General features: G+C 60.3%; 14 protein-coding genes and 1 pseudogene. 7 read left to right on the forward strand and 8 right to left on the reverse strand.

Going from position 1 to position 19,876, the window contains the following annotated elements; all coding sequences use genetic code 11:
- Positions 1 to 3 precede the first annotated feature (3 nt).
- Complete coding sequence (locus tag RYB66_RS20135; protein WP_005746248.1) at positions 4 to 1,776, reverse strand: N-acetylglutaminylglutamine amidotransferase; 1,773 nt, start codon at positions 1,774 to 1,776, stop codon at positions 4 to 6.
- A 378-nt stretch (positions 1,777 to 2,154) separates the two neighbouring features.
- Between RYB66_RS20135 and RYB66_RS20140 the strand changes: the two genes are divergently transcribed.
- Positions 2,155 to 2,727, forward strand: a complete 573-nt coding sequence (locus RYB66_RS20140; RefSeq protein WP_005746247.1) for a DUF4760 domain-containing protein — start codon at positions 2,155 to 2,157, stop codon at positions 2,725 to 2,727.
- A gap of 70 nt (positions 2,728 to 2,797) precedes the next feature.
- On the opposite strand, the gene RYB66_RS20145 is transcribed toward RYB66_RS20140, so the two are convergent.
- From RYB66_RS20145 to mnmC, 4 genes are all read right to left on the reverse strand, one after another.
- Positions 2,798 to 3,877, reverse strand: a complete 1,080-nt coding sequence (locus RYB66_RS20145; RefSeq protein ID WP_016980785.1) for a lipocalin-like domain-containing protein — start codon at positions 3,875 to 3,877, stop codon at positions 2,798 to 2,800.
- Positions 3,867 to 6,347 (reverse strand): ABC transporter permease, encoded by a 2,481-nt coding sequence (locus RYB66_RS20150; RefSeq protein ID WP_316895267.1) that lies wholly within the window; start codon positions 6,345 to 6,347, stop codon positions 3,867 to 3,869. Before RYB66_RS20150 ends, RYB66_RS20145 begins: the two co-directional genes overlap by 11 nt.
- Positions 6,347 to 7,015, reverse strand: a complete 669-nt coding sequence (locus RYB66_RS20155) for an ABC transporter ATP-binding protein (protein ID WP_005746244.1) — start codon at positions 7,013 to 7,015, stop codon at positions 6,347 to 6,349. Before RYB66_RS20155 ends, RYB66_RS20150 begins: the two co-directional genes overlap by 1 nt.
- A 174-nt stretch (positions 7,016 to 7,189) precedes the next feature.
- A complete protein-coding gene (gene mnmC, locus RYB66_RS20160; RefSeq protein ID WP_005746243.1) occupies positions 7,190 to 9,172 on the reverse strand; it encodes a bifunctional tRNA (5-methylaminomethyl-2-thiouridine)(34)-methyltransferase MnmD/FAD-dependent 5-carboxymethylaminomethyl-2-thiouridine(34) oxidoreductase MnmC in 1,983 nt (660 codons plus the stop codon).
- A gap of 162 nt (positions 9,173 to 9,334) precedes the next feature.
- Here mnmC and pap point away from each other — a divergent pair, with 162 nt between their 5' ends.
- Positions 9,335 to 10,831 carry a polyphosphate:AMP phosphotransferase gene (gene pap, locus RYB66_RS20165; RefSeq protein WP_005779594.1) on the forward strand — a complete coding sequence of 499 codons (1,497 nt, stop codon included), beginning with the start codon at positions 9,335 to 9,337 and terminating at the stop codon, positions 10,829 to 10,831.
- A 52-nt stretch (positions 10,832 to 10,883) separates the two neighbouring features.
- Here the strand turns inward: pap and RYB66_RS20170 are convergent, their stop codons facing one another.
- Together RYB66_RS20170 and RYB66_RS20175 are read right to left on the reverse strand one after the other, a co-directional pair.
- Positions 10,884 to 11,288, reverse strand: coding sequence for a YbaN family protein (locus RYB66_RS20170; protein ID WP_005746241.1), 405 nt, complete (start codon positions 11,286 to 11,288; stop codon positions 10,884 to 10,886).
- A gap of 10 nt (positions 11,289 to 11,298) precedes the next feature.
- Positions 11,299 to 11,886: a YecA family protein gene (locus tag RYB66_RS20175; RefSeq protein ID WP_002552569.1), complete on the reverse strand. Its 588-nt coding sequence runs from the start codon at positions 11,884 to 11,886 to the stop codon at positions 11,299 to 11,301.
- Positions 11,887 to 12,062: 176 nt separating this feature from the next.
- Here RYB66_RS20175 and recQ point away from each other — a divergent pair, with 176 nt between their 5' ends.
- The 3 genes from recQ (at position 12,063) to RYB66_RS20190 (ending at position 17,023) form a co-directional block, all read left to right on the forward strand.
- On the forward strand, positions 12,063 to 14,192 hold the full coding sequence (gene recQ / locus RYB66_RS20180) for a DNA helicase RecQ (protein WP_005746239.1): 2,130 nt from the start codon (positions 12,063 to 12,065) through the stop codon (positions 14,190 to 14,192).
- A gap of 93 nt (positions 14,193 to 14,285) precedes the next feature.
- Positions 14,286 to 14,720 carry a MarR family transcriptional regulator gene (locus RYB66_RS20185; RefSeq protein WP_002552570.1) on the forward strand — a complete coding sequence of 145 codons (435 nt, stop codon included), beginning with the start codon at positions 14,286 to 14,288 and terminating at the stop codon, positions 14,718 to 14,720.
- A gap of 95 nt (positions 14,721 to 14,815) precedes the next feature.
- Positions 14,816 to 17,023, forward strand: a complete 2,208-nt coding sequence (locus RYB66_RS20190) for a FimV/HubP family polar landmark protein (RefSeq protein ID WP_316895271.1) — start codon at positions 14,816 to 14,818, stop codon at positions 17,021 to 17,023.
- Between the two features lie 39 nt (positions 17,024 to 17,062).
- Here RYB66_RS20190 and RYB66_RS20195 read toward each other — a convergent pair whose 3' ends face one another.
- Complete coding sequence (locus RYB66_RS20195; protein WP_005746237.1) at positions 17,063 to 17,413, reverse strand: topoisomerase DNA-binding C4 zinc finger domain-containing protein; 351 nt, start codon at positions 17,411 to 17,413, stop codon at positions 17,063 to 17,065.
- A 262-nt stretch (positions 17,414 to 17,675) separates the two neighbouring features.
- Here RYB66_RS20195 and RYB66_RS26705 point away from each other — a divergent pair.
- Together RYB66_RS26705 and RYB66_RS20200 are read left to right on the forward strand one after the other, a co-directional pair.
- Positions 17,676 to 17,945 (forward strand): annotated as a pseudogene (locus tag RYB66_RS26705) (PAS domain-containing protein); the annotation flags it as partial.
- Positions 17,946 to 18,194: 249 nt separating this feature from the next.
- Positions 18,195 to 19,229 (forward strand): methyl-accepting chemotaxis protein, encoded by a 1,035-nt coding sequence (locus RYB66_RS20200; protein ID WP_407719288.1) that lies wholly within the window; start codon positions 18,195 to 18,197, stop codon positions 19,227 to 19,229.
- The last annotated feature ends 647 nt before the right edge of the window (positions 19,230 to 19,876 follow it).

Below are 19,876 nucleotides of genomic sequence, written 5' to 3' on the forward strand. Positions count from 1 at the left end.
CAATCACAGTCCTTGTTCGCTGAGCCACAGGTTCAGCGCTGCCAGTTGCCACAGCTTGGAGCCGCGCAATGGCGTGAGCTGGCCTTCTGGGTTGGTCAGCAACTTATCGACCATGGCCGGATTGAACAGGCCGCGGTCCTGACTGGAGTCGGTCAACAGTTCACGCACCCAGTTAAGGGTGTCGCCCTGCAAGTGCTTGAGGCCGGGAACCGGGAAGTAGCCCTTCTTGCGGTCGATCACTTCCGAAGGAATGACCAGACGCGCCGCTTCTTTCAACACTTGCTTGCCGCCATCAGGCAATTTGAACTTGCCCGGAATACGCGCAGACAGCTCAACCAGACGGTAGTCAAGGAACGGTGTACGCGCTTCCAGGCCCCAGGCCATGGTCATGTTGTCGACTCGTTTGACCGGGTCATCGACCAGCATCACCGTACTGTCCAGGCGCAACGCCTTGTCGACCGCCGCGCTGGCACCGGGCTGGGCGAAATGATCGCGAACGAAATCACCGGCTGCGTCGTTGGCTGTGCGCCACTTCGGCTGCACCGTCTCGGCATATTCCGCATAGCTGCGGTCGACAAACGCATCGCGGTAGGCCGCAACCGGGTCGCTCGCGCCGTCTACTTGTGGGTACCAGTGGTAACCGGCAAACAGCTCGTCAGCGCCCTGACCGCTCTGTACCACCTTGCAATGCTTGGACACTTCACGCGATAGCAGGTAGAAGGCGATGCAATCGTGGCTGACCATCGGCTCGCTCATGGCGCGGAACGCCGCAGGCAGCTGTTCGATGATCTCGCTTTCCTGAATACGCAACTGGTGGTGGCGTGTGCCGTAATGCTTGGCGATCAGGTCGGAATACTGAAACTCATCTCCACGCTCGCCACCGGCATCCTGAAAGCCGATAGAGAAGGTCGACAGGTCTTCGACCCCCACTTCACGCAACAGGCCGACCAGCATGCTGGAGTCGACACCGCCGGAAAGCAGCACGCCGACGTCTACCGCGGCACGCTGACGAATCGCCACTGCTTCACGGGTGCTGTCCAGTACGCGGTCGCGCCAGTCTTCGAGCGTGAGGTTTTTCTCGTCTTCATGAGGACCGTAAGGCAGGGTCCACCAGACTTTCTGTTCGACCTTGCCGCTGGCGTCGATACGCATCCAGCTGGCTGGCGGAAGTTTTTCGACGCCGGCCAGCAAAGTGCGCGGCGCAGGCACCACAGCGTGGAAGTTGAGGTAATGGTTGAGCGCCACCGGATCAAGCATCCCGCTGATGTCACCACCCTTGAGCAGGGCAGGCAGCGAAGACGCGAAGCGCAGGCGCTTGTCGGTTTTCGACAGGTACAACGGCTTTACGCCGAGGCGGTCACGGGCGATGAACAGCTGCTTGCTGTCACGCTCCCAGATGGCGAAGGCGAACATGCCATTGAGCTTGGGAAGCATGTCTGCACCCCAGGCGTGATAGCCCTTGAGCAACACCTCGGTGTCGCCACCGGAATGGAACTGATAGCCAAGGCTTCCCAACTCGGCACGCAATTCCGGGAAGTTATAAATCGCACCGTTGAAGGCCATGGACAGGCCCAAGTGACTGTCGATCATCGGCTGCGCCGAGCCATCCGACAGGTCCATGATTTTCAGACGGCGATGACCAAGGGCAACCGGCCCCTGGCTGTGAAACCCCCACGCATCCGGGCCGCGAGGCGCCAGCTCATGGGTAATGCGCTCAACAGCGGCCAGGTCCGCTGGTTGATGGTCGAAACGTAATTCACCTGCTAATCCGCACATAAGTCCTTACCGGGTTTCCGTTGGGGAGGTGACTGAGAAAGTGCAGTCACCCAGAAACTGACCCAGTGCGGGCATGGTAGTTTTAGATCAAAAAGTTATAAGCGTTTGTTTTCAGCTGGTTGGCAACGTGCTTCTGGAATTGATGCTCTCACTGGGTTCGATTTGCCGTCGTGCTTACCGCACCCGCTTTAAGACGGATTTTTCTGACATGTAAAGCAGATTCGGCTCATTGACGGTGATGTTGGCAGCACGCTAGCTTGGGGCATGTGAAAGCACGCCAACTCACTTGCCATACGTAAAAAGGTATCGATATGAACAAGCACGCTGCAAAGGCTCGCGAAGAGTACGAAGGCTTTTAAACCCGCCCAGGAATTTCAGATGGAGACCCAGCCGGTCTCTATTTTTTATGAGAAAAATCATATGGATATGTGTCTGGCTCTGGCCGAATTGCTGGCAAAAGAAGCGCTCCGCAATATTCTTTTGCTATGCGGAGTGCTCACTGCAATCGTTTCGATGTACATGGTTTTGGCGACTGCAAAAAAGAAACAGACCGCAGACCTGTTATTTGGATGTCGGCTGGATGAACAGCTGCAGTTGGGTAACACGCGCATCGCCGCTATGCATGTCGCCCAGTCGCCAATGAAGGATTTGCTTTTGTCCTGCAACGAGGCCGACCGCAAGGAAAAGGAAGCGGTCAAGTATGTGTTAAACCATTGGGAGCGAGTGGCCGTCGGTATTGTTCAGGGGATCTATCACGAGGAGATGCTGCGTCAGTCCAACCATTCGAATGTCGTGAGCCTGTACAAGAAAGCCAAGCCTTTTATAGACGCGGTACGTTACAAGGAGCAGAAGGATACTTTTTACAGACATTTTGAAAAAATGGCGTTGTCTTGGGATGAGCGCCCTCTGAAAAATCTGAGAACATGGCCCTATTTCAAAAAGTCAGCCTGATGTGCGTCGGCGGTTCTCGCAGGGCCTGCTGGTGTTTCGAATTGAAAGCGCAACTGCCAGCAGGATCCGCTCAATACCCGGTCATCTCCAGATACCCCACGCCTTCCTGACTCCCGCTGAACCTCACCGGCCCCTCCCAGTAGGGAATGCTCACGCCCATCCAGGCGGCCAGGTTCAGCGCATCGGTGGTGATGTCCAGGTCTTTGCCGGGGACCCTGACTCTCCAGCGGGTGGGCACTTTATGCTCGCCGATCAATGTTTCTTTCAGTGGCTCCAGGCTGATCTCGTTGGCGTGCAGCATCCGGGTGGTGCCATCGGCGCTGATCCAGTTGCCGGTCAGGTAGGGTGTGCCGTCCTTGTGGCGGATGCGGTAAAGCATCAAGCGGTCGCCGCCTGCCAGTTGCAGCGAGAACCAGTCCCAGCCGCTCTGGTTGGCGGTCAGTGGCTGGCTGCTCCACTCCCGATCCAGCCAGGCGTTACCGGTGACCTGATAGGTTTTTCCTTCAATTACCACACTGCCTTTGGCGTCGAAGAAAGGCTGGCTGTAGTAGTACGACGCCTGGCCCGCTTCCGATTTCTGGCTGTAGCCTTGTTCGCCCTGCAACACCAGCGGCTTACTGGAGGTCAGGTGCAGGTCGTAGCGGAAATCCTTGCCGCTTGCCTTGAGTTGCATCGATGCGAGCGGGTCTCCGGTTTGAGCAGTGCTGGTGAATGCCCAATCGTCGATCCACGCCGAGAAGGGCGCCGACGTCACATTTGCCTGGCCGACTCCACCTCGTGCGTAACGCTCTGCCACGTAATGGCCGCTGCTTGATGTGGCTGCTGCATGGCCCAGCCAGATCGTGCCTTCGTTCCAGCCACTGCCGGTCTGTTGGCCGGGTCGCAGGGCATTGCGGAACAAGGTCCACTGCACGCCGAACTGCTGGCCCGCTTCATCCTTGAGGGTGGCGGTGATGTACCACCACTCGATACGAAAGCCGGGGTGCTGGCCGTGGTCCTGCGGGAATGAAAAGACCTTGCCGGGTGTCACCTGCGCATAGCTGTCGGCCGTATTGCCCAGACCGGCGAAACCGCTTTCAGGTTGCGGTTTGTCGTCGCAGGCGGTGAGCAGCACCGCGACGACCAGCGGCACCACCCATTTACTGTTCATTGGCGAATGTCCTGATTAGATCCGCTGGACGGCTACGGTACAGCCTCAGCAACGGCCAGGCCGAGGCCAGCAAAGTCGCCAGCATCGCCAGCGCCATCAATTGCAGCAGTTGCAGCGGGAACACCTGCAGCGGCAGGCGCCAGCCAAAGGCGCGAACGTTGATCACCGCATCCAGGCACCAGGCCAGCAGCAGCCCCAGTGGCAGCGCGAGCACCAGTGTCAGGACCGCCAGCAGCCAGGTCTGCCCCAGGTTGAGCAGCATCAGTTGCCGTCGCGTGACGCCCAGCGCCCACAACGGGGCGAGCTGCCCGAGGCGGCTCTGGCTTTGGGTCAGCAGGCTGATGAACAGCGCCACGCCAGCCACGCCCAGTGTCAGGCTGTTGAGTGCGGCAGTGGCGGCAAACGTACGTTCAAAGACCTGGCTCGACCAGCCCTTGAGCTGGCTTTGATCGATGATGTGATTGTCGTCCAGCTTGAAACGCGCTTGCAGCCGGGTGACCAGCGACGGGATTGTCGCCTGATCGACTCTCAGGTTGAAACGCACCGGCATCGATTGCGGCCAGTGGGCGAGCAGGTGCCGGGCATTGACCAGCAGATGGCCCTTGGGGTTGCCATAGTCGGCATAGATCCCGACGATGCGCGGGGTCCACTTGCCAGTGGGCACCGGGATACTCAGCGTATCTTCCAGCCCCAGTTGAAGGCGGCGGGCCAATTGTTCGCTGAGCATGACTGTGTCTTCATCGCGCAACAGATTCCACGGATCACCGGCGACGGATTCCAGCAACGCCCAATGCTGGCGATAGGTGTCGTGATCGATCACGCCAAACAGGTCCGCTGGCCAGCCCTGGACTTGCACCGGCACTTGCCAGTTGGGCAGCACGGCGCGGATATCCTGTTGCTGGTTCAGCCAGGTGTTCAGCGGCTCGGCCTGCTCCGGATTCTGCGGGCTGACATACAGTTCGGCGGTCAGGCGTTGCTCCAGCCAACTGTTGAACGTCTGACGAAAACCCGACGTCATGCTGCCTGCGCCGATGTTCGCGGCCATCGCCAGCAGCAGGGCCATCAGCGCCAGACTCAGGGCGGGCAACTGTTGACGGCAATCCGCCAGAAACCACTGCCCGAGCACCGAGCGGCTGCGCGTCAACAGACCGCCAAGCATGGTGTCCAGCAAAACCGGCAGGGCCAGCGCGGCACTGAGCAGTAGGGCGGACATCATCACAAACCCCAGCATCAGACTGGTGCCAAATAACAGCGCGCTCACGCCCACCAACGCGCCCAGCACCGCCACCCACGCCTGGCGCTGCAACCAGCGTGCATGGGCTTGCTGCCATGCCTGGGCATCGGCCAGTGCCAACAACGGCAAGCGCGCAGCCCGCAACAGGCTATTGGCACCGGCCAGCAACGCGCCAAGCAGACTCAGGCCGATACCGCTCAGCCACCACCACAGACTGAGGTTCAACTGGCCGGCGACCTCCGCGCCGTACAAGCCGCGCAGGCTGGCCGCGACATCCGGCAATAACAGGCTGGCCAGCAAGTAGCCGCTGACCACGCCGAAAATACCGCCCAACAGAGCCAGTGCGCCCAACTCTACGCCCAGCGCAGCTATCAACAGGCGTGCGCTGACGCCACAGGCACGCAAGTTACGCAACAGCCCACGGCGCTGTTCAAGGGCCAAGCCAATGGCCGCGTGGACAATGAACAGGCCGACGATGAAGGACAGCCCCCCGAGCGCATTCAGATTCAGGTGGAAGCTTTCGGTAAGGCGCTCCAGATTGTTTTCTTCGCCGCTTTTCTTGATCACCAGCAGATCGTTAAGGGTTGCCGGTAGCGCAGGGTTCTGCCGGGCAAAATCCTTGGCCAGCAGCATTCCGGACAATTGCCCCGGCTGGCCCAATAACGGTTGCGCAAAGCCTATGTCAGTCAGCAAAACGCCGGGCGCCATATCGGGTTTAGCGTGCAAGGGGGGCAGCGGAACACCGGTTTCGGTCAACGGTTGCTGGCCTTCTTCGAGCCCCAGCGCTTGCAGGGTCTGCGGCGCAATCCAGGTCATGCCCGGCGGCGTGAGGAAGTCCACGACCTGTTCGGCGTTCAGCGTCTGCCCGGCCAGTGCCGAGCCGGTCGGCAAGGTCACCGGCTCGATACCCATCAGTTGCAGGCGACGGTCTTCGCGCCCTTGAAGCACGATACGGCCTTGCAGCATGGGCGATACGGGCCAGCCTTCGCGGCGCAACTCGATAAACAATGCCTGCGGGAACAGCCCGCCGCTGCTGGCGGCGATACGGGTCTGCGGCTCGCCGCCAATCAACTGGCTGGCCCGCTGGTAGCTTTCCCGTGCCTGACTATTGAGCGCCTGAACGCCGGTCAGCAGTGCGGTGGCCAGCCACAAGCCGGTCAGCACACTGAAAAACTGCACCGGATGACGGCGCCAATGGCTCAGCAGGGCGCGCAGCGTCCAATAGAAAACCCGCATCAGCGTTCGCCTTCGTCAGCCAGACGCCCCATGTGCAGTACCACTTTACGCGACAGGCGCTGCGCGACGCGCGGGCTGTGGGTGACCATCAGCAGGCTGGTGGGGCTGTCGGCGAGAATATCCAGCAGCAGTTGCAGCACCTCGTCGCTGCTGGCTTCGTCGAGATTGCCGGTGGGTTCGTCAGCCAGCAGCAGGCCGGGTCGAGAGGCGAGGGCGCGGCCTATCGCCACTCGTTGCTGCTGTCCGCCGGAGAGTTGTTCGGGATAGCGATCCAGCAGTGCAGCCAGACCCAGGCGCTCGATCAAATGCGCCTGCCAGGCTGCATCTACGCGCCCGGCCAGTCGTGCCTGAAACGCCAGGTTGTCGGCTATCTTCAGGCTGCCGATCAGGTTGAACTGCTGAAACACCAGACCGATCTCGGTACGCCGCCAGTTGGCCAGCTGGCTTTCGTTCATCAGGTCCAGACGCTGGCCTGCAACCTCGATGCTGCCATCGTCGACCTGATCCAGGCCCGCCACCAAATGCAGCAAGGTGCTCTTGCCACTGCCGGACTCACCCATCAACGCCAGGCTTTCGCCCTGTGCCAGATGCAGATCGACACCACGCAAGACATCCAGCGGTCCCTGTGCCGTGGTGTAGCGCTTGAATACGTTTCGCACTTGCAGCATGAGCGGCTCAATGGTTCTGACTGAGTTAAAAGAGTAGCGCCTGAGCGCAAGCGCGTCGCGACCAGATATCAGCTATCGTGCGACGCTCCGCGTCGTCATGCCGTTCAGGACGCTCTGCGTCCTCTTTGCTACGCAGAGCGTCGCGACCAGCATTCCCGAACGACAATCATAAAGCTACTTCCCGCCGCCACGAATCAGCCCGCGCAGGGCAAACCGGTTGGGGTGACAGGCTTCGGCAACGCTGCGCGGCAAGGGCAGGGGCTCGTTGTCGAGCCAGGCGGCGATCAGCTCGCCACACAGCGGCGCGGTGATCAGCCCGCGCGAACCGTGGCCGCTGTTGACGTACAGGCCGTCCAGCCACGGGCAGGCGATGTTGGGCACTTGGCGCGCGTCCTTGCCCAGGGCAGCATAGGCCTGAAGGAATGCTTCGCGGTCGGCCAGCGGCCCGACGATGGGCAGGTAGTCCGGGCTTGTACAGCGAAAGGCTGCGCGACCCTGCAATTGCTCGGGCGACAAATCGGCGGTGTCGAGGCGCGAAGTGAGGTCTTCTGAAATCTCCCGCAACAGCCCCAGATTGTCCAGATGATCGGCCAGGTTGGGGGTCAGATCAGTACTGTTGAAGTCGAAACTGGCCCCCAGCGTATGTTCGCCCAGACGCGCCGGAGCCACATAACCCTCGGCGCACACCACACTGCGCAATGCCGCGCTGGCCTGAGTCTGCGGCAAACGGGTGATCTGCCCGCGGATGCGTTTGAGCGGTAAATCGGCGCTCTGCGAAAACTGCTTGATATCCGCCGCCCCGGCCAGCACGACGACCGGAGCACTGTCGATCAACTGTTCGTCACTCCAGACCTGCCACTGATCATCGACGCGTCTCAGCTCCAATGCCTGCTGATGAGCGATCAGACGGATATTGGCGTGCGCGGCCTGTGCGTGACACAGCGCAGGCGGATGAACCCAGCCGCCTTCGGGGTAAAACAGCCCGCCACTGTTCAGCGCAACGCCGCTTTGCGCCTCGGCCGCCGGTTGGTCGAGCAGGCGCAAGAGAGATTCGGGGAAGGCATCGGCCAGTTGTTTCTGGCGTTGCGCCTCCTTGTCGTCGAAGGTCAGTTGCAGCACTCCGCAAGCGTCCCAGTCGACTCCGCGCTGCAAGCGTTCAAGCAGTCTTCGCGTGTGGCCAAAACCACTGAGGATCAACTGTGAAAGCGCTGTGCCATGCGCCGATAACTTCAGGTACAGCACGCCCTGCGGATTGCCCGAGGCTTCCTGCGCCGGTGCGGCATGACGCTCCAGCAAGCTGACCTGCCAACCCCGCTGCGCCAGGCTCTGTGCGGTGGCGCAGCCGGCCAGCCCCGCGCCAATCACCAGCGCTTTGCGCTCGCCGCCAATCGCAGCGGGGCGGGCGAACCAGGGTTTGGCGGCAGGAGAGGGTGCAGCATCTTCAGGCCAGGCGATAAACGCGCCGCGCAGCACTTCCCATTTATGGCCGATGCCCGGCACCCGCTTCATTTTGAAGCCTGCTGCGTTCAGCGAGCGCCGCACCCAGCCGGTGCTGGTAAACGTGCCTATCGTGGCGCTCGGTGCAGACAGGCGCGCCAGTTCGGCAAACAGTTCGGGTGTCCACATTTCCGGGTTTTTCGCTGGCGCAAACCCGTCGAGAAACCACGCATCAATCTGCCCGTCCAGCTGCGGCAGCATCTGCAGCGCGTCACCAATCAGCAGGGTCAGGGTCACGCGGCCGTCATCGAATACCAGACGCTGAAAGCCTTCATGCACAGCCACATATTGATCGAGCAATTGACCCGCGAACGGCGACAGCTCCGGCCACAATGCCAGGGCGCGTTGCAGGTCGGCGCGGCTCAACGGGTATTTCTCGACGCTGACGAACTGCAGGCGCGCATTGGCGGGCGCGCACTCGTCGAACAACTGCCAGGCACAGAGGAAATTCAGCCCGGTGCCGAATCCGGTTTCACCAATGATCAGCCTGCCGTCCTCCGGCAGCTCGCTGAAACGCCGACGCAGGTCGTTCTGCACCAGAAACACATGGCGCGTTTCGTCCAGACCGGACTCGGTGGAAAAGTAGACATCGGAGAAATCGCGGGAACGCGGGTTGCCTTGTTCGTCCCAGTCTATCCGGGCGTGGCGGGTAATGGTCATGTCAGGCTCAGCGGTGGCAGTGGGCGCATTTTAGCCGTGTGCGAGGATAAAAGTGCGATCACTGCTGCGCGGATTGACCGATGCCTGCAATCGGTGGTCAGAATGCTCACTGAGGGTTGTCCACCGGGCGTTCTCTGAGCCATCCCCAATCAGGAGTTGTGCATGTTTGAATCCGCTGAAATCGGTCATGCCATTGACGACGAGACCTACGAAGCTGCTTTGCCCGAGTTGCGCGAAGCCTTGCTGGAAGCGCAGATAGACCTGCACGAGCAGGCCGGTCGGCAGATCATCGTGCTGATCAACGGCATAGAGGGCGCAGGCAAGGGCGAGACCGTCAAACTGCTCAGCGAATGGATGGACCCGCGCCTGATCGAGGTACGCACCTTCGATCAGCAGACCGACGAAGAGCTGGCCCATCCACCCGCCTGGCGTTACTGGCGGCAATTGCCGGCCAAGGGCCGCATGGGTATTTTCTTCGGCAACTGGTACAGCCAGATGCTCCAGGACCGGGTTCACGGGCGCTTCAAGGACGCGGTACTCGATCAGGCCATCAGCGGTGCCGAGCGATTGGAAAAGATGCTCTGTGACGAAGGCGCGCTGATCTTCAAATTCTGGTTTCACCTGTCCAAAAAACAGATGAAGCTGCGCCTCAAAACCCTCAAGGATGATCCGCTGCACAGCTGGCGCATCAGCCCGCTGGACTGGCAGCAGTCCAAGACTTACGACAAGTTCGTGCGCTTCGGTGAGCGGGTGCTGCGCCGCACCAGCCGCGAATATGCGCCCTGGCATGTGATCGAAGGCGTGGACGCCAACTACCGCAGCCTGACGGTTGGCCGCCTGCTGCTGGAAGGCATGCAGGCTGCACTGAACAAGGTAGAGCCCGAGCCCGCTGCGCTCACCGTTGGCCCGTTGGCGATCCATGACAATGAGTTGACCCTGCTGGACAGCCTCGACCTGAGCCTGCACCTGAGCAAGGACGACTACCAACAGCAGCTCATCACCGAGCAGGCTCGCCTGTCCGGCAACATGCGCGACAAACGCATGAAAAGCCATGCACTGGTGGCCGTGTTCGAAGGCAACGACGCGGCAGGCAAGGGCGGCGCGATACGTCGTGTTGCAGCGGCGCTCGACCCGCGGCAGTACGCTATCGTACCGATTGCTGCACCGACTCAGGATGAACGCGCTCAGCCGTATTTGTGGCGTTTCTGGCGGCAGATACCGGCGCGCGGCAAATTCACTATTTTTGACCGCTCGTGGTACGGCCGGGTGTTGGTCGAGCGGGTCGAGGGCTTTTGCAGCGAGTCCGACTGGAAGCGCGCTTACGCCGAAATCAATGACTTCGAAGAGCAACTCACGGACGCAGGCATTGTGGTGGTCAAATTCTGGCTGGCCATCGATCAGCAGACCCAGCTGGAACGTTTTCAAGAGCGCGAAAAGATCCCGTTCAAGCGTTACAAGATCACCGAAGACGACTGGCGCAACCGCAAGAAATGGCCGGATTACCGCCAGGCAGTGGGCGACATGGTGGATCGCACCAGCACCGAAATTGCGCCGTGGACACTGATCGAGGCCAACGACAAGCGCTGGGCGAGGGTCAAGGTGTTACGCACGATCAACGAGGCGCTGGAAAAGGCGTTTGGCAAAGACAAGAAGAAGTGATCGTCTGAACCGCGTGCCTGTCTGCATCGGCACTGACGGGCGCAGCGGGGCATCATTTGCGAGGCGGGCGCGTTTTCTGCCTGATGATGTAAATGGTCACCAGCACCGCGCTGGTCAGCATGAAAGCTCGTGCCCAAGGCTGTGCGATCAGGTAGCACGACAGGCTGATGCTCAGCCAAATCAGGCCGATTGCGTACACCTTGCCCTTGAGCGGGATGCCGTTGCCTTCAAGGTAGTCTCGAATCCATGGGCCAAGCCGCGGGTGCTCGACCAGCCAGTGGTAGAAACGTGGAGAGCTGCGCGCGAAGCAGGCAGCTGCCAGCAGCAGAAAGGGCGTGGTGGGCAGCACCGGCAGGAATATCCCGATGACACCCGATACCACGCTCAACCAGCCAACCGCTATCAGCAGATAGCGCACCGAGCGGTGACGGCTGGTGCGCGGTGGGTCTTGCGCCATAGGCGCAGACTCAGTGGTGGCGGGGCTTGAGGATCGCCGGCTTTTCGTCCGGAGCCTGGCAGAGCAGGTACAGGGCGGTCAGTGCTTCGGGGATCTGCACGATCATGTCGTCCATCAGGTTGGCGTCCTGAGCGATGTCGGCGAACTCCGGCTGCTCATCGAACAGGCCCGAACCGACCATGATCGGCAGGAGCATTTCGCTGACTTCTTCCTCGGCACTTTCGAACCAGGCGTTTTCACGCAGGAATACGCCTTCCATGAAGCCGATGCACCAGCCACGCAGGTCCGAATCATCCGGATCGTCGCCCAGGTCGAGATCACATGGCAGTTCGAACTCTTCGTCCGACGCCAGCTGGCGGGCAATGTGTGCCTTGAGTGCGATCAGCGTGGCTTCGACTTCTGTCTGTTGCGCCTCGCTGCTGTACTGCGGCGGCTCGGAGAACAGCGCGTCGATCCACTCGCGCTCCGGTACGTCTTCGGCACAGATGGACAGGGCGGTCAGGTAGCCATGAGCGGCCACGTAGTCCAGTGCTTCTTCGTGCAGTTCATCTGCATCGAGGAAGACTTGCAGGCGGGTTAATTGCTCAGCGAAGGACATGGAAGCGCTACCTTGAAAATAAACGATGCTGGATTCTAGGCCCTGAGCGTCCTTGGCGCCAGCGCGCAGGCCAATTGCGGTTAATTTCGACCGCTCATGTCCGAGCCATCCATTGCTCCCGAGCGCTCGGGTATACTCCCCCGTTTTGCAGTGCAGCAGGATATTCCGGGGTTTTTATGCTTGAGCAGGCACAACGCGTACTTAAAGACATCTTCGGTTACGACAGCTTTCGTGGTCGCCAGGGTGCCATTATCGAGCGTGTAGCCAACGGTGGCGATGCACTGGTGCTGATGCCGACCGGTGGTGGCAAGTCCCTGTGTTTTCAGGTGCCGGGGCTGTTGCGTGAGGGGCTCTGTGTGGTCGTCTCGCCGCTTATCGCGCTGATGGACGATCAGGTTGCCACGCTGGATGAACTGGGTGTGTCCGCTGCTGCACTCAATTCCACCCTCAGTGCCGAGCAACAGCGTGAGCTGGCCAACCGCATTCGCCTGGGCGAAGTCAAAATGCTTTACCTCGCCCCGGAGCGCCTGGTGCAGCCGCGCATGCTGTCGTTTCTGCAAAACCTTCAAATTGCCCTGTTTGCCATCGATGAAGCGCACTGCGTATCGCAATGGGGTCATGATTTCCGCCCTGAGTACCTGCAATTGGGGCAACTGGCCGAGCTGTTTCCGGATGTGCCGCGCATTGCGCTGACTGCCACCGCCGACAAGCGTACCCGTGAAGAAATCGTCACGCGCCTGCACCTGCAGAACGCCGAGCGCTTTCTGTCCAGCTTCGACCGGCCAAACATTTTCTATCGCATCGTGCCCAAGGAACAGCCGCGCAAACAGCTGCTGGCGTTCCTCTCCGAACGGCGCAGCGATGCTGGCATTGTCTACTGCCTGTCGCGCAAGAAAGTCGATGAAGTGGCCGTATTTCTGAGCGAAAACGGCTATCCCGCGCTGCCGTATCACGCCGGGCTGCCCTCGGAAACACGTGCTGCCAACCAGAAACGCTTCCTTAATGAGGAAGGGCTGATCATGGTGGCGACCATCGCGTTCGGCATGGGCATCGACAAACCCAACGTGCGTTTTGTGGCGCACATGGATCTGCCCAAATCGCTTGAGGCCTACTATCAGGAAACCGGCCGGGCCGGGCGTGATGGTCTGCCTGCCGATGCCTGGATGGCCTACGGTCTGCAAGACGTGCTGATGCTCAAGCAGATGTTGCAGAACTCCGAAGGTGACGAGCGCCATAAGCGTCTGGAGCAGCACAAGCTCGACGCCATGCTCGCCCTGTGCGAAGAAACCCGTTGCCGTCGACAGACCCTGCTAGCCTATTTCGACGAAGACATGCCCAACCCGTGCGGGCATTGCGACAATTGCGTCGATGGCGTGCAGACCTGGGATGCCACCGAACCTGCGCGTCAGGCGCTGTCGGCCATCTACCGTACCGGCCAGCGTTATGGCGTCGGTCATCTGGTCGATGTGCTGCTGGGCAAATCCAACGACAAGGTAGAAAGCTTCGGCCATCAGCATCTGTCGGTGTTCGGGGTCGGCAAGGCACGCACCGAGGCCGAGTGGCGCTCGCTGTTCCGCCAACTGGTGGCGCGCGGGCTGGCAGACATCGACCTTGAAGGCTATGGCGGCCTGCGCTTGAGCGACACGTGCCGGCCTTTGCTGCGTGGCGAAGTTACTCTGGAACTGCGCCGCGACCTCAAGCCACAAACCACTTCAAAGAGCAGTTCCGGCAGCCCGGCGAGCCAACTGGTGCGCGGCGAAGAGCGCGAGCAGTGGGAGGCCTTGCGTGCCTTGCGGCGCAAGCTGGCCGAGGAACATGCCGTGCCGCCTTACGTCATTTTCCCGGACTCGACCCTGCTGGAAATGCTGCGCAGCAAACCCGGATCAATGGCCGAGATGGCCCGAGTGGGCGGCGTGGGCGCGCGCAAGCTGGAGCGTTACGGCGAGGCCTTTCTTGAAGTGCTCAGTGGCAAGGCCGAGGCACCACGGGTGGTGGCCGATGTACGCCACGAGCTGATCAGCCTGGCGCGTGCCGGCATGACCCCTACGCAGATTGCCGGTCAGTTGCAGTGCTCGGAAAAGAATGTCTACACCCTGTTGGCCGAGGCCATCGGCAAGCAGCAGCTGTCCATCGAGCAGGCACTGGACTTACCGGAAGACCTGTTGGGCGAGGTTCAGGATGCCTTTCTCGATGGCGAAGGAGAACTACCACCGGTGTCGGCGATTGCCGAGCAGTTTGCCGGGCGGGTGCCGGAGGGCGTTTTGTATTGCGTGCGAGCGGCGTTGCAATCGGAATTTGAGGTATAACAGCGTGCGACGAAACGTCACCGTCCCGCGCTTGCCTGAACATAAGGACCATGCTTAGCTCGCTAATAATTAGTTTGAATCATGAGTTTCCTTATGCCATTGACTGATGAACACCGTTTCGGGATGCAACTCGGACATCTCACCCGGGGCTGGCGCGCCGAACTGGATCGTCGGCTTGCCGATCTTGGCCTGTCTCAGGCGCGTTGGCTGGTCCTGCTGCACCTCGCCCGGTTCACCGAGCCGCCCACCCAGCGCGAGCTTGCGCAAAGCGTGGGCGTCGAAGGGCCGACCCTGGCGCGTTTGCTCGACAGTCTTGAAAAGCAGGGCCTGGTTCAGCGCCAGGCAGTGGTCGAGGATCGACGCGCGAAAAAGATCCTGCTCAGTGATACTGCCTTGCCACTGATTGAAAAGATTGAAACCATCGCCAATGTGCTGCGTATCGAGCTGTTCGAGGGCGTGAGCGAGGAAGATTTGCGCGTCAGCATGCGGGTGCACTCGCAGATTCTGGCCAATCTGGAAAGATCCTGAGACGAAGCCGGGCGTTCTCAACCATAATCGTGCAACGGATACTGAAGTCCAACTGATTACGTGAGAAGCCTGCTGTGGTTTCTATAAGGGTTCGCATGCTGAAGAGTTCACTGGCTGCTGTCGAAGGTGCAGGTCGCAGGTCGCGCGGGGTGTTTTGCAAGAGCGTCATAGCGGCGTCATTGCTGGCCTGCTCTACGCTGGCGTCTGCGCTGGGGCTGGGTGAAATCACCTTGCACTCGGCGCTCAACCAACCGTTGAATGCCGAGATCCAGTTGTTGGAGACCGGCGGTCTGAGCAACGAAGACGTTGTTGCCAGGCTCGCGTCGCCCGAGGCTTTTGCCAAGGCGGGCATAGAGCGGGTGTTCTTTCTCAACGACCTGCGCTTCACCCCTGTGCTGCGCGGCGATCGCGGCGTGATCCGGGTGGTATCCACTAAACCGGTCACCGAACCCTACCTGAGTTTTCTCGTCCAGTTGGCGCGGCCGAATGGCGATTTGCTGCACGAATATACGGTGTTGCTTGATCCTGCCACCTCACCGCAAGGTCTGGCCGCCACGCGCAGCCGCAACACGCAACGTTCGACGGCCTCGGCGCAGGAAAGCCGCATGCCGGTCGCGCCACCGGCCGCCGTGCAGGGCAAGCATTACACGGTTGCCAATGGCGATACCCTGAATGGCATTGCCAGCCGTTTGCAAGGGCCGGGTAACAAGGTTTCGGCAAGCCAGCTGGCAGACGGCATTCGTTTGCTCAACCCGCAGGCATTCGCGGCGGGCGCCGGTTCCGCGCTTAAAGTTGGCCAGGATTTGTTGCTGCCCGATTCCGCGGTATTGCCAAGTGCCGCTGCGCCTGCCGCCAGCCCGGAGGCGTCGTCACCCAAGCCTGCCGAGTTGCAGCGCACCGCCGAGCAACTGTCGGCGGCAGCCATTGAAAACCAGCAACTGGCTCAATCGCTGGAGGCGCTCAAGGCCCAGACTCAAGAATTGCAAGAGCAGATGAGTGGCAAGGACAAGCAAATCACCGCGCTGCGCAGTGATCTTGCCGTTGCGCAATCCGCTGCCCGACCTGCCACGCCTGCCGCACCTGCAATGACTCCGGCTACTCCTGCTCAACCGGCCGCTGCCCCGACGCCAGGCACCGATTCATTCCTGAGCCTGCCGATACTGCTTGCTGCCGTGTTGATTGTGCTTCTGCTTGTAGCGTTTGCTTATTCGAGACGACGCCAGCAGCGCAAACAGTCCGCAGCACCTGCTGTTGCGCCGGATGAGCAACTGATCAAACCTGCTCAGGCGACCATGCTTCCGGTGTTCGAAGTGCCCGCCGTTGCGCCACAGCCCGTGGTGCAGCCACCACCAACCCCGGCAGCGACCAAACCACCGGCAGCGCAACGTTCGGCTGGCTCTACGCCGGATGCGCTGGACGGCGTCAGCATTTACATCGCCTACGGGCGCTTTACCGAGGCGATGGGCATTCTGCGCAGCGCCCTGGAAAAGCAGCCGGAGCGTGATGACATTCGCATCCGCTTGCTGGAATTGCTGGCGGAGCAGGGCGACGGCAGCGGTTTTGTTCGGGAAGAGCAATCAGCGCTGGAGCACGGTGTTGATCCGCAGACCATTCAAGACATCCGCGACCGCTTTCCACAAATCAAGGCCGCCGAAGTTGCGCCTGTGGCGGCGGTCGTCCCTGCCGCTGCGGTCGCGGCTACCACGCTGTCTTTCGAGAAAACCGAGCCCGAGCCTGAATCTGCCGCCTATCTGCAGCCCGACCTGGAGCCTGAACCCGCGGCGCAGCTGGACGAAACCGCCGCAGCGGCGCTGAATCCGCAGGACGAGTTTCAGTTGAACCTTGATGACCTGTCGATGGATGCCGACTGGGATCTGGTCGATCCGTTCGACAGCCCGCCGCCGCGCATCAAGCCAGCAGCGGCGACTGCTGCGCCAGCGCCCGCTGACGTCGACCCTGGTTTTTCTTCGGACCTGACTCAACTGCCGGAAGTCTTTGAGCTCTCGGATGAGCAGTTCCTCAGTGATTTCTCCGAGCCCGATGTCATCGAGCCCATCGAAGTGGTGGCACCTGCCGCCGCTGACGACCTGAGCGATGACTTTCTCGACAGTTTCATGAGCGACGACGCAGAGTTCGACCTGCTGGACCTTGAAGAGCCACCGCTCAGCCAGATCAATCAGGCGCAGGTGCTGATCGAGGAGGGCGATCTCGAGTCGGCTCGTGAAATTCTGCAACAGGTCATTGCCGAGTCCGACGAGGAGCATCGGCGCATGGCGCGGGAACTGTTGGCGGGCATCAGCTGAACCCGTTGTTTCCTTGAGCAGGCGTGGCCGGTCTGGCGTTTAACGAAAGATCGGCCGGATGCCCCGGCATTTCGGATACGCCACGCAGCCCCAGAACTCACCGGCATTCTTGCCGGTCCGGGCCACCTTGATCACCATGGTTTTTTTACAGTGCGGACACGCTGGCGCTGCTGGCTTTGCCGGCAGCTTTGGTGTGGCCGGTTCACGACGCTTTTCCGGGCGCTTGGCGCGGCTGGTTTTGACAGGCTTTTGCGGTTGCGGTGAGTGTGCTGCGGGTTTGGTGGGCTGCACATGTTGTTGCTGATCCGCTGTCTGACCGGCAACCCTGCTTAGTAGCCTGCGAAATATGCGGATCAATGCCGCCAGAGCAGATGTCGTGTTGCGTGCCATAAAGGTGCCTTGAGTCGCGTCGCGTTCAGGGGCGGCATGGTGCAGGCATCCTCGTCAGGACGCAAACTCCTACGTGGCGATCATGCCCGTCTGCTGTTCCCCGCCCCACCTAATTGCCGCCTGTCGCTAAAGCCCTGCGTTTTGTGGGCGATAACAGTGCACGAGGACTGCCGGTTGCCACCCTGAAGGGTTGTGCTACACCTTCAGCACACGCCCGGCATATCAAGCATTATCACGGAGTGAATTATTAATGCGCGTCAACATGCCTATCACGCAGACTGAACGGACTTTTCCGGCATCTGAACGCCTCATCTCCACCACCGACCTCAATAGCCACATTACCTACTGCAACGATGCGTTCGTCGCGTTGAGCGGTTTTACCCGCGAAGAACTGGTCGGCCAGCCGCATAACCTTGTGCGCCACCCGGATATGCCGGCTTCGGTGTTCGCCCATATGTGGGAAACCATCAAGCAGGGCAAGCCGTGGATGGGCGTAGTCAAGAATCGCTCCAAACAGGGTGACTATTACTGGGTCAGCGCCTACGTGACGGCGGTGTATGAAAACGGTCGAATCGTCGGCTATGAGTCCGTACGCTCGTTGCCGACCCGCGATCAGGTTCGTCGGGCAGAAGCATTGTATGCACGGCTGCGTGCTGGCAAATCGGCGGTGTCGGCAACCAGCTCGGCGGCCTATCACTTGGTTCGCCAGCTACCGATGATCCTCTGCGCCCTGGCACTCGCTGTCGGCGTCTACCTGCTCGACGATCTGCCTTCGATCATCATGATTCCGATTGTAATGGTGGTGCTGGGCGGTTTTCTGGAAATGCGTCAGCGCCGCAGCATTCGCAACACCCTTGAAGAACACCCCAAAGCGTTCACCAGTTCTTTGGTTGCGCTGACCTACAGCGACAACCGTGGCCCGCAGGCGCAACTCGATCTGGCCATGCTCAGCGAAGAAGCCCGCCTGCAAACTGCCCTGACGCGCCTGGCCGATACCGGCGAGAGCGTACGCCAGCATGCCGGGCGTTCTGCGCAACTGTCGTTGCGTCAGGCCGAGTCGCTGGACCAGCAGCGCAGTGAGGCGGATCAATCGGCTACGGCCATCAATCAGATGGCGGCGACCATTCAGGAAGTGACCCACAACGTACAGAACACCGCCCACGCCGCCGAGGAAGCGGACAAACTGGCGCAGCAGGGGCGTGGTCTGGCCGATGAAAGCCTGTTGGCGATTCGGCACATGGCCAACTCGGTCACCGACATCGGCAACGCAGTGGGTGAACTGGCCAGCGCGACGCAGTCAATCGGCAGCGTGGTTGACGTGATCACCTCCATCGCTCAACAAACCAACCTGCTGGCGCTCAATGCGGCCATCGAAGCGGCCCGTGCCGGTGAGCAGGGGCGTGGCTTTGCGGTGGTGGCCGATGAGGTTCGCTCGCTGGCTTCCCGTACGCAGTCCTCGACCGAGCAGATTCAGCAAATCATCACCTCGCTGCGTGATGGTGCCGACCGTGCGGTGCAGACCGCCAACAAAGGCGAGCAGATCTCCCAGGAAAGCGTCGCCAGCGTCGAAGCCGTGCAGAAGGCCCTGGACGGCATCAGCCAGTCGGTGACCCGTATCACAGGCATGAGCCAGCAAATGGCCTCGGCATCCGAAGAACAGAGCCACGTTGCGGAAAACATCAGCCAGCAGATTACCCGTATCGCGCAACTCTGCGACGAGAGTGCCAGCCAGGCGCAGCAAGGCTCGCAGATCAGCGGCGAACTGGAAGAAATGGCGCAGTACCTGCACAGCCTGGCCGAGCGATTCAGTCGCTAAGCATGCGCAGAGGACGCAGAGCGTCCGGAACGGCATTACCACGCGGAGCGTGGTAACGAGAATTGGGGGGATTGCGCCTGGGTGCGTTCACACTACAACCCCACTGTCCGGACCTCAGCCTGACCTCAGAAGGCGTAGCCCGAAGAGGACGCAGAGCGTCCAGAACGGCATTACCACGCGGAGCGTGGTAACGAGAATTGGGGGTATTGCGGCTGCGTGCGTTTACACAAAACCCAACCCCACCACCTATCGTGCCCATCGCTCCGCGTGGGCATGCAGTTCATGACGCTCCGCGTCATCTGTTTGCCGTAACGCAGACTCCATTTGGGTGATTATCAATTATTGTCGGACAATTATTGGTATATCCGAATAAATAAGACGCTTAACTGAAGTTGTTGAAGATATCGGCTGGAAAACTAGAAAAAGTGGAGGGCGTGCAATTAAATTGCCACTACGCAGTTCAATTACCTCCATATCAAAAAAACAAACAAACTCAATACATTCAAACGGATATCACTGAACTATATATCCAGTAATGCATTATCCTTATGTCCTGAAACTTGTATCAGAATTGAAATAAATCTGTTGCCAAGTGCATAACTGCAGACTATGTTCTGGAATCGCTCAATGAAGAGCCGACCATTATC

Source organism: Pseudomonas syringae group sp. 243L2 (assembly GCF_032587875.1).
Taxonomy (GTDB): domain Bacteria; phylum Pseudomonadota; class Gammaproteobacteria; order Pseudomonadales; family Pseudomonadaceae; genus Aquipseudomonas; species Aquipseudomonas amygdali.

What these genes read in the sequence shown, in the direction of transcription:
- mnmC (WP_005746243.1), bottom strand. Translation starts at nt 9,172, where the DNA reads ATGACCATTACCCGCCACGCCCGGATAGACTGGGACGAACAAGGCAAC.
- RYB66_RS20185 (WP_002552570.1), top strand. Translation starts at nt 14,286, where the DNA reads ATGCCATTGACTGATGAACACCGTTTCGGGATGCAACTCGGACATCTC.
- RYB66_RS20155 (WP_005746244.1), bottom strand. Translation starts at nt 7,015, where the DNA reads ATGCTGCAAGTGCGAAACGTATTCAAGCGCTACACCACGGCACAGGGA.
- RYB66_RS20170 (WP_005746241.1), bottom strand. Translation starts at nt 11,288, where the DNA reads ATGGCGCAAGACCCACCGCGCACCAGCCGTCACCGCTCGGTGCGCTAT.
- RYB66_RS20140 (WP_005746247.1), top strand. Translation starts at nt 2,155, where the DNA reads ATGGAGACCCAGCCGGTCTCTATTTTTTATGAGAAAAATCATATGGAT.
- RYB66_RS20135 (WP_005746248.1), bottom strand. Translation starts at nt 1,776, where the DNA reads ATGTGCGGATTAGCAGGTGAATTACGTTTCGACCATCAACCAGCGGAC.
- recQ (WP_005746239.1), top strand. Translation starts at nt 12,063, where the DNA reads ATGCTTGAGCAGGCACAACGCGTACTTAAAGACATCTTCGGTTACGAC.
- RYB66_RS20195 (WP_005746237.1), bottom strand. Translation starts at nt 17,413, where the DNA reads ATGGCACGCAACACGACATCTGCTCTGGCGGCATTGATCCGCATATTT.
- RYB66_RS20145 (WP_016980785.1), bottom strand. Translation starts at nt 3,877, where the DNA reads ATGAACAGTAAATGGGTGGTGCCGCTGGTCGTCGCGGTGCTGCTCACC.
- RYB66_RS20190 (WP_316895271.1), top strand. Translation starts at nt 14,816, where the DNA reads ATGCTGAAGAGTTCACTGGCTGCTGTCGAAGGTGCAGGTCGCAGGTCG.
- pap (WP_005779594.1), top strand. Translation starts at nt 9,335, where the DNA reads ATGTTTGAATCCGCTGAAATCGGTCATGCCATTGACGACGAGACCTAC.
- RYB66_RS20200 (WP_407719288.1), top strand. Translation starts at nt 18,195, where the DNA reads ATGATTCCGATTGTAATGGTGGTGCTGGGCGGTTTTCTGGAAATGCGT.
- RYB66_RS20150 (WP_316895267.1), bottom strand. Translation starts at nt 6,347, where the DNA reads ATGCGGGTTTTCTATTGGACGCTGCGCGCCCTGCTGAGCCATTGGCGC.
- RYB66_RS20175 (WP_002552569.1), bottom strand. Translation starts at nt 11,886, where the DNA reads ATGTCCTTCGCTGAGCAATTAACCCGCCTGCAAGTCTTCCTCGATGCA.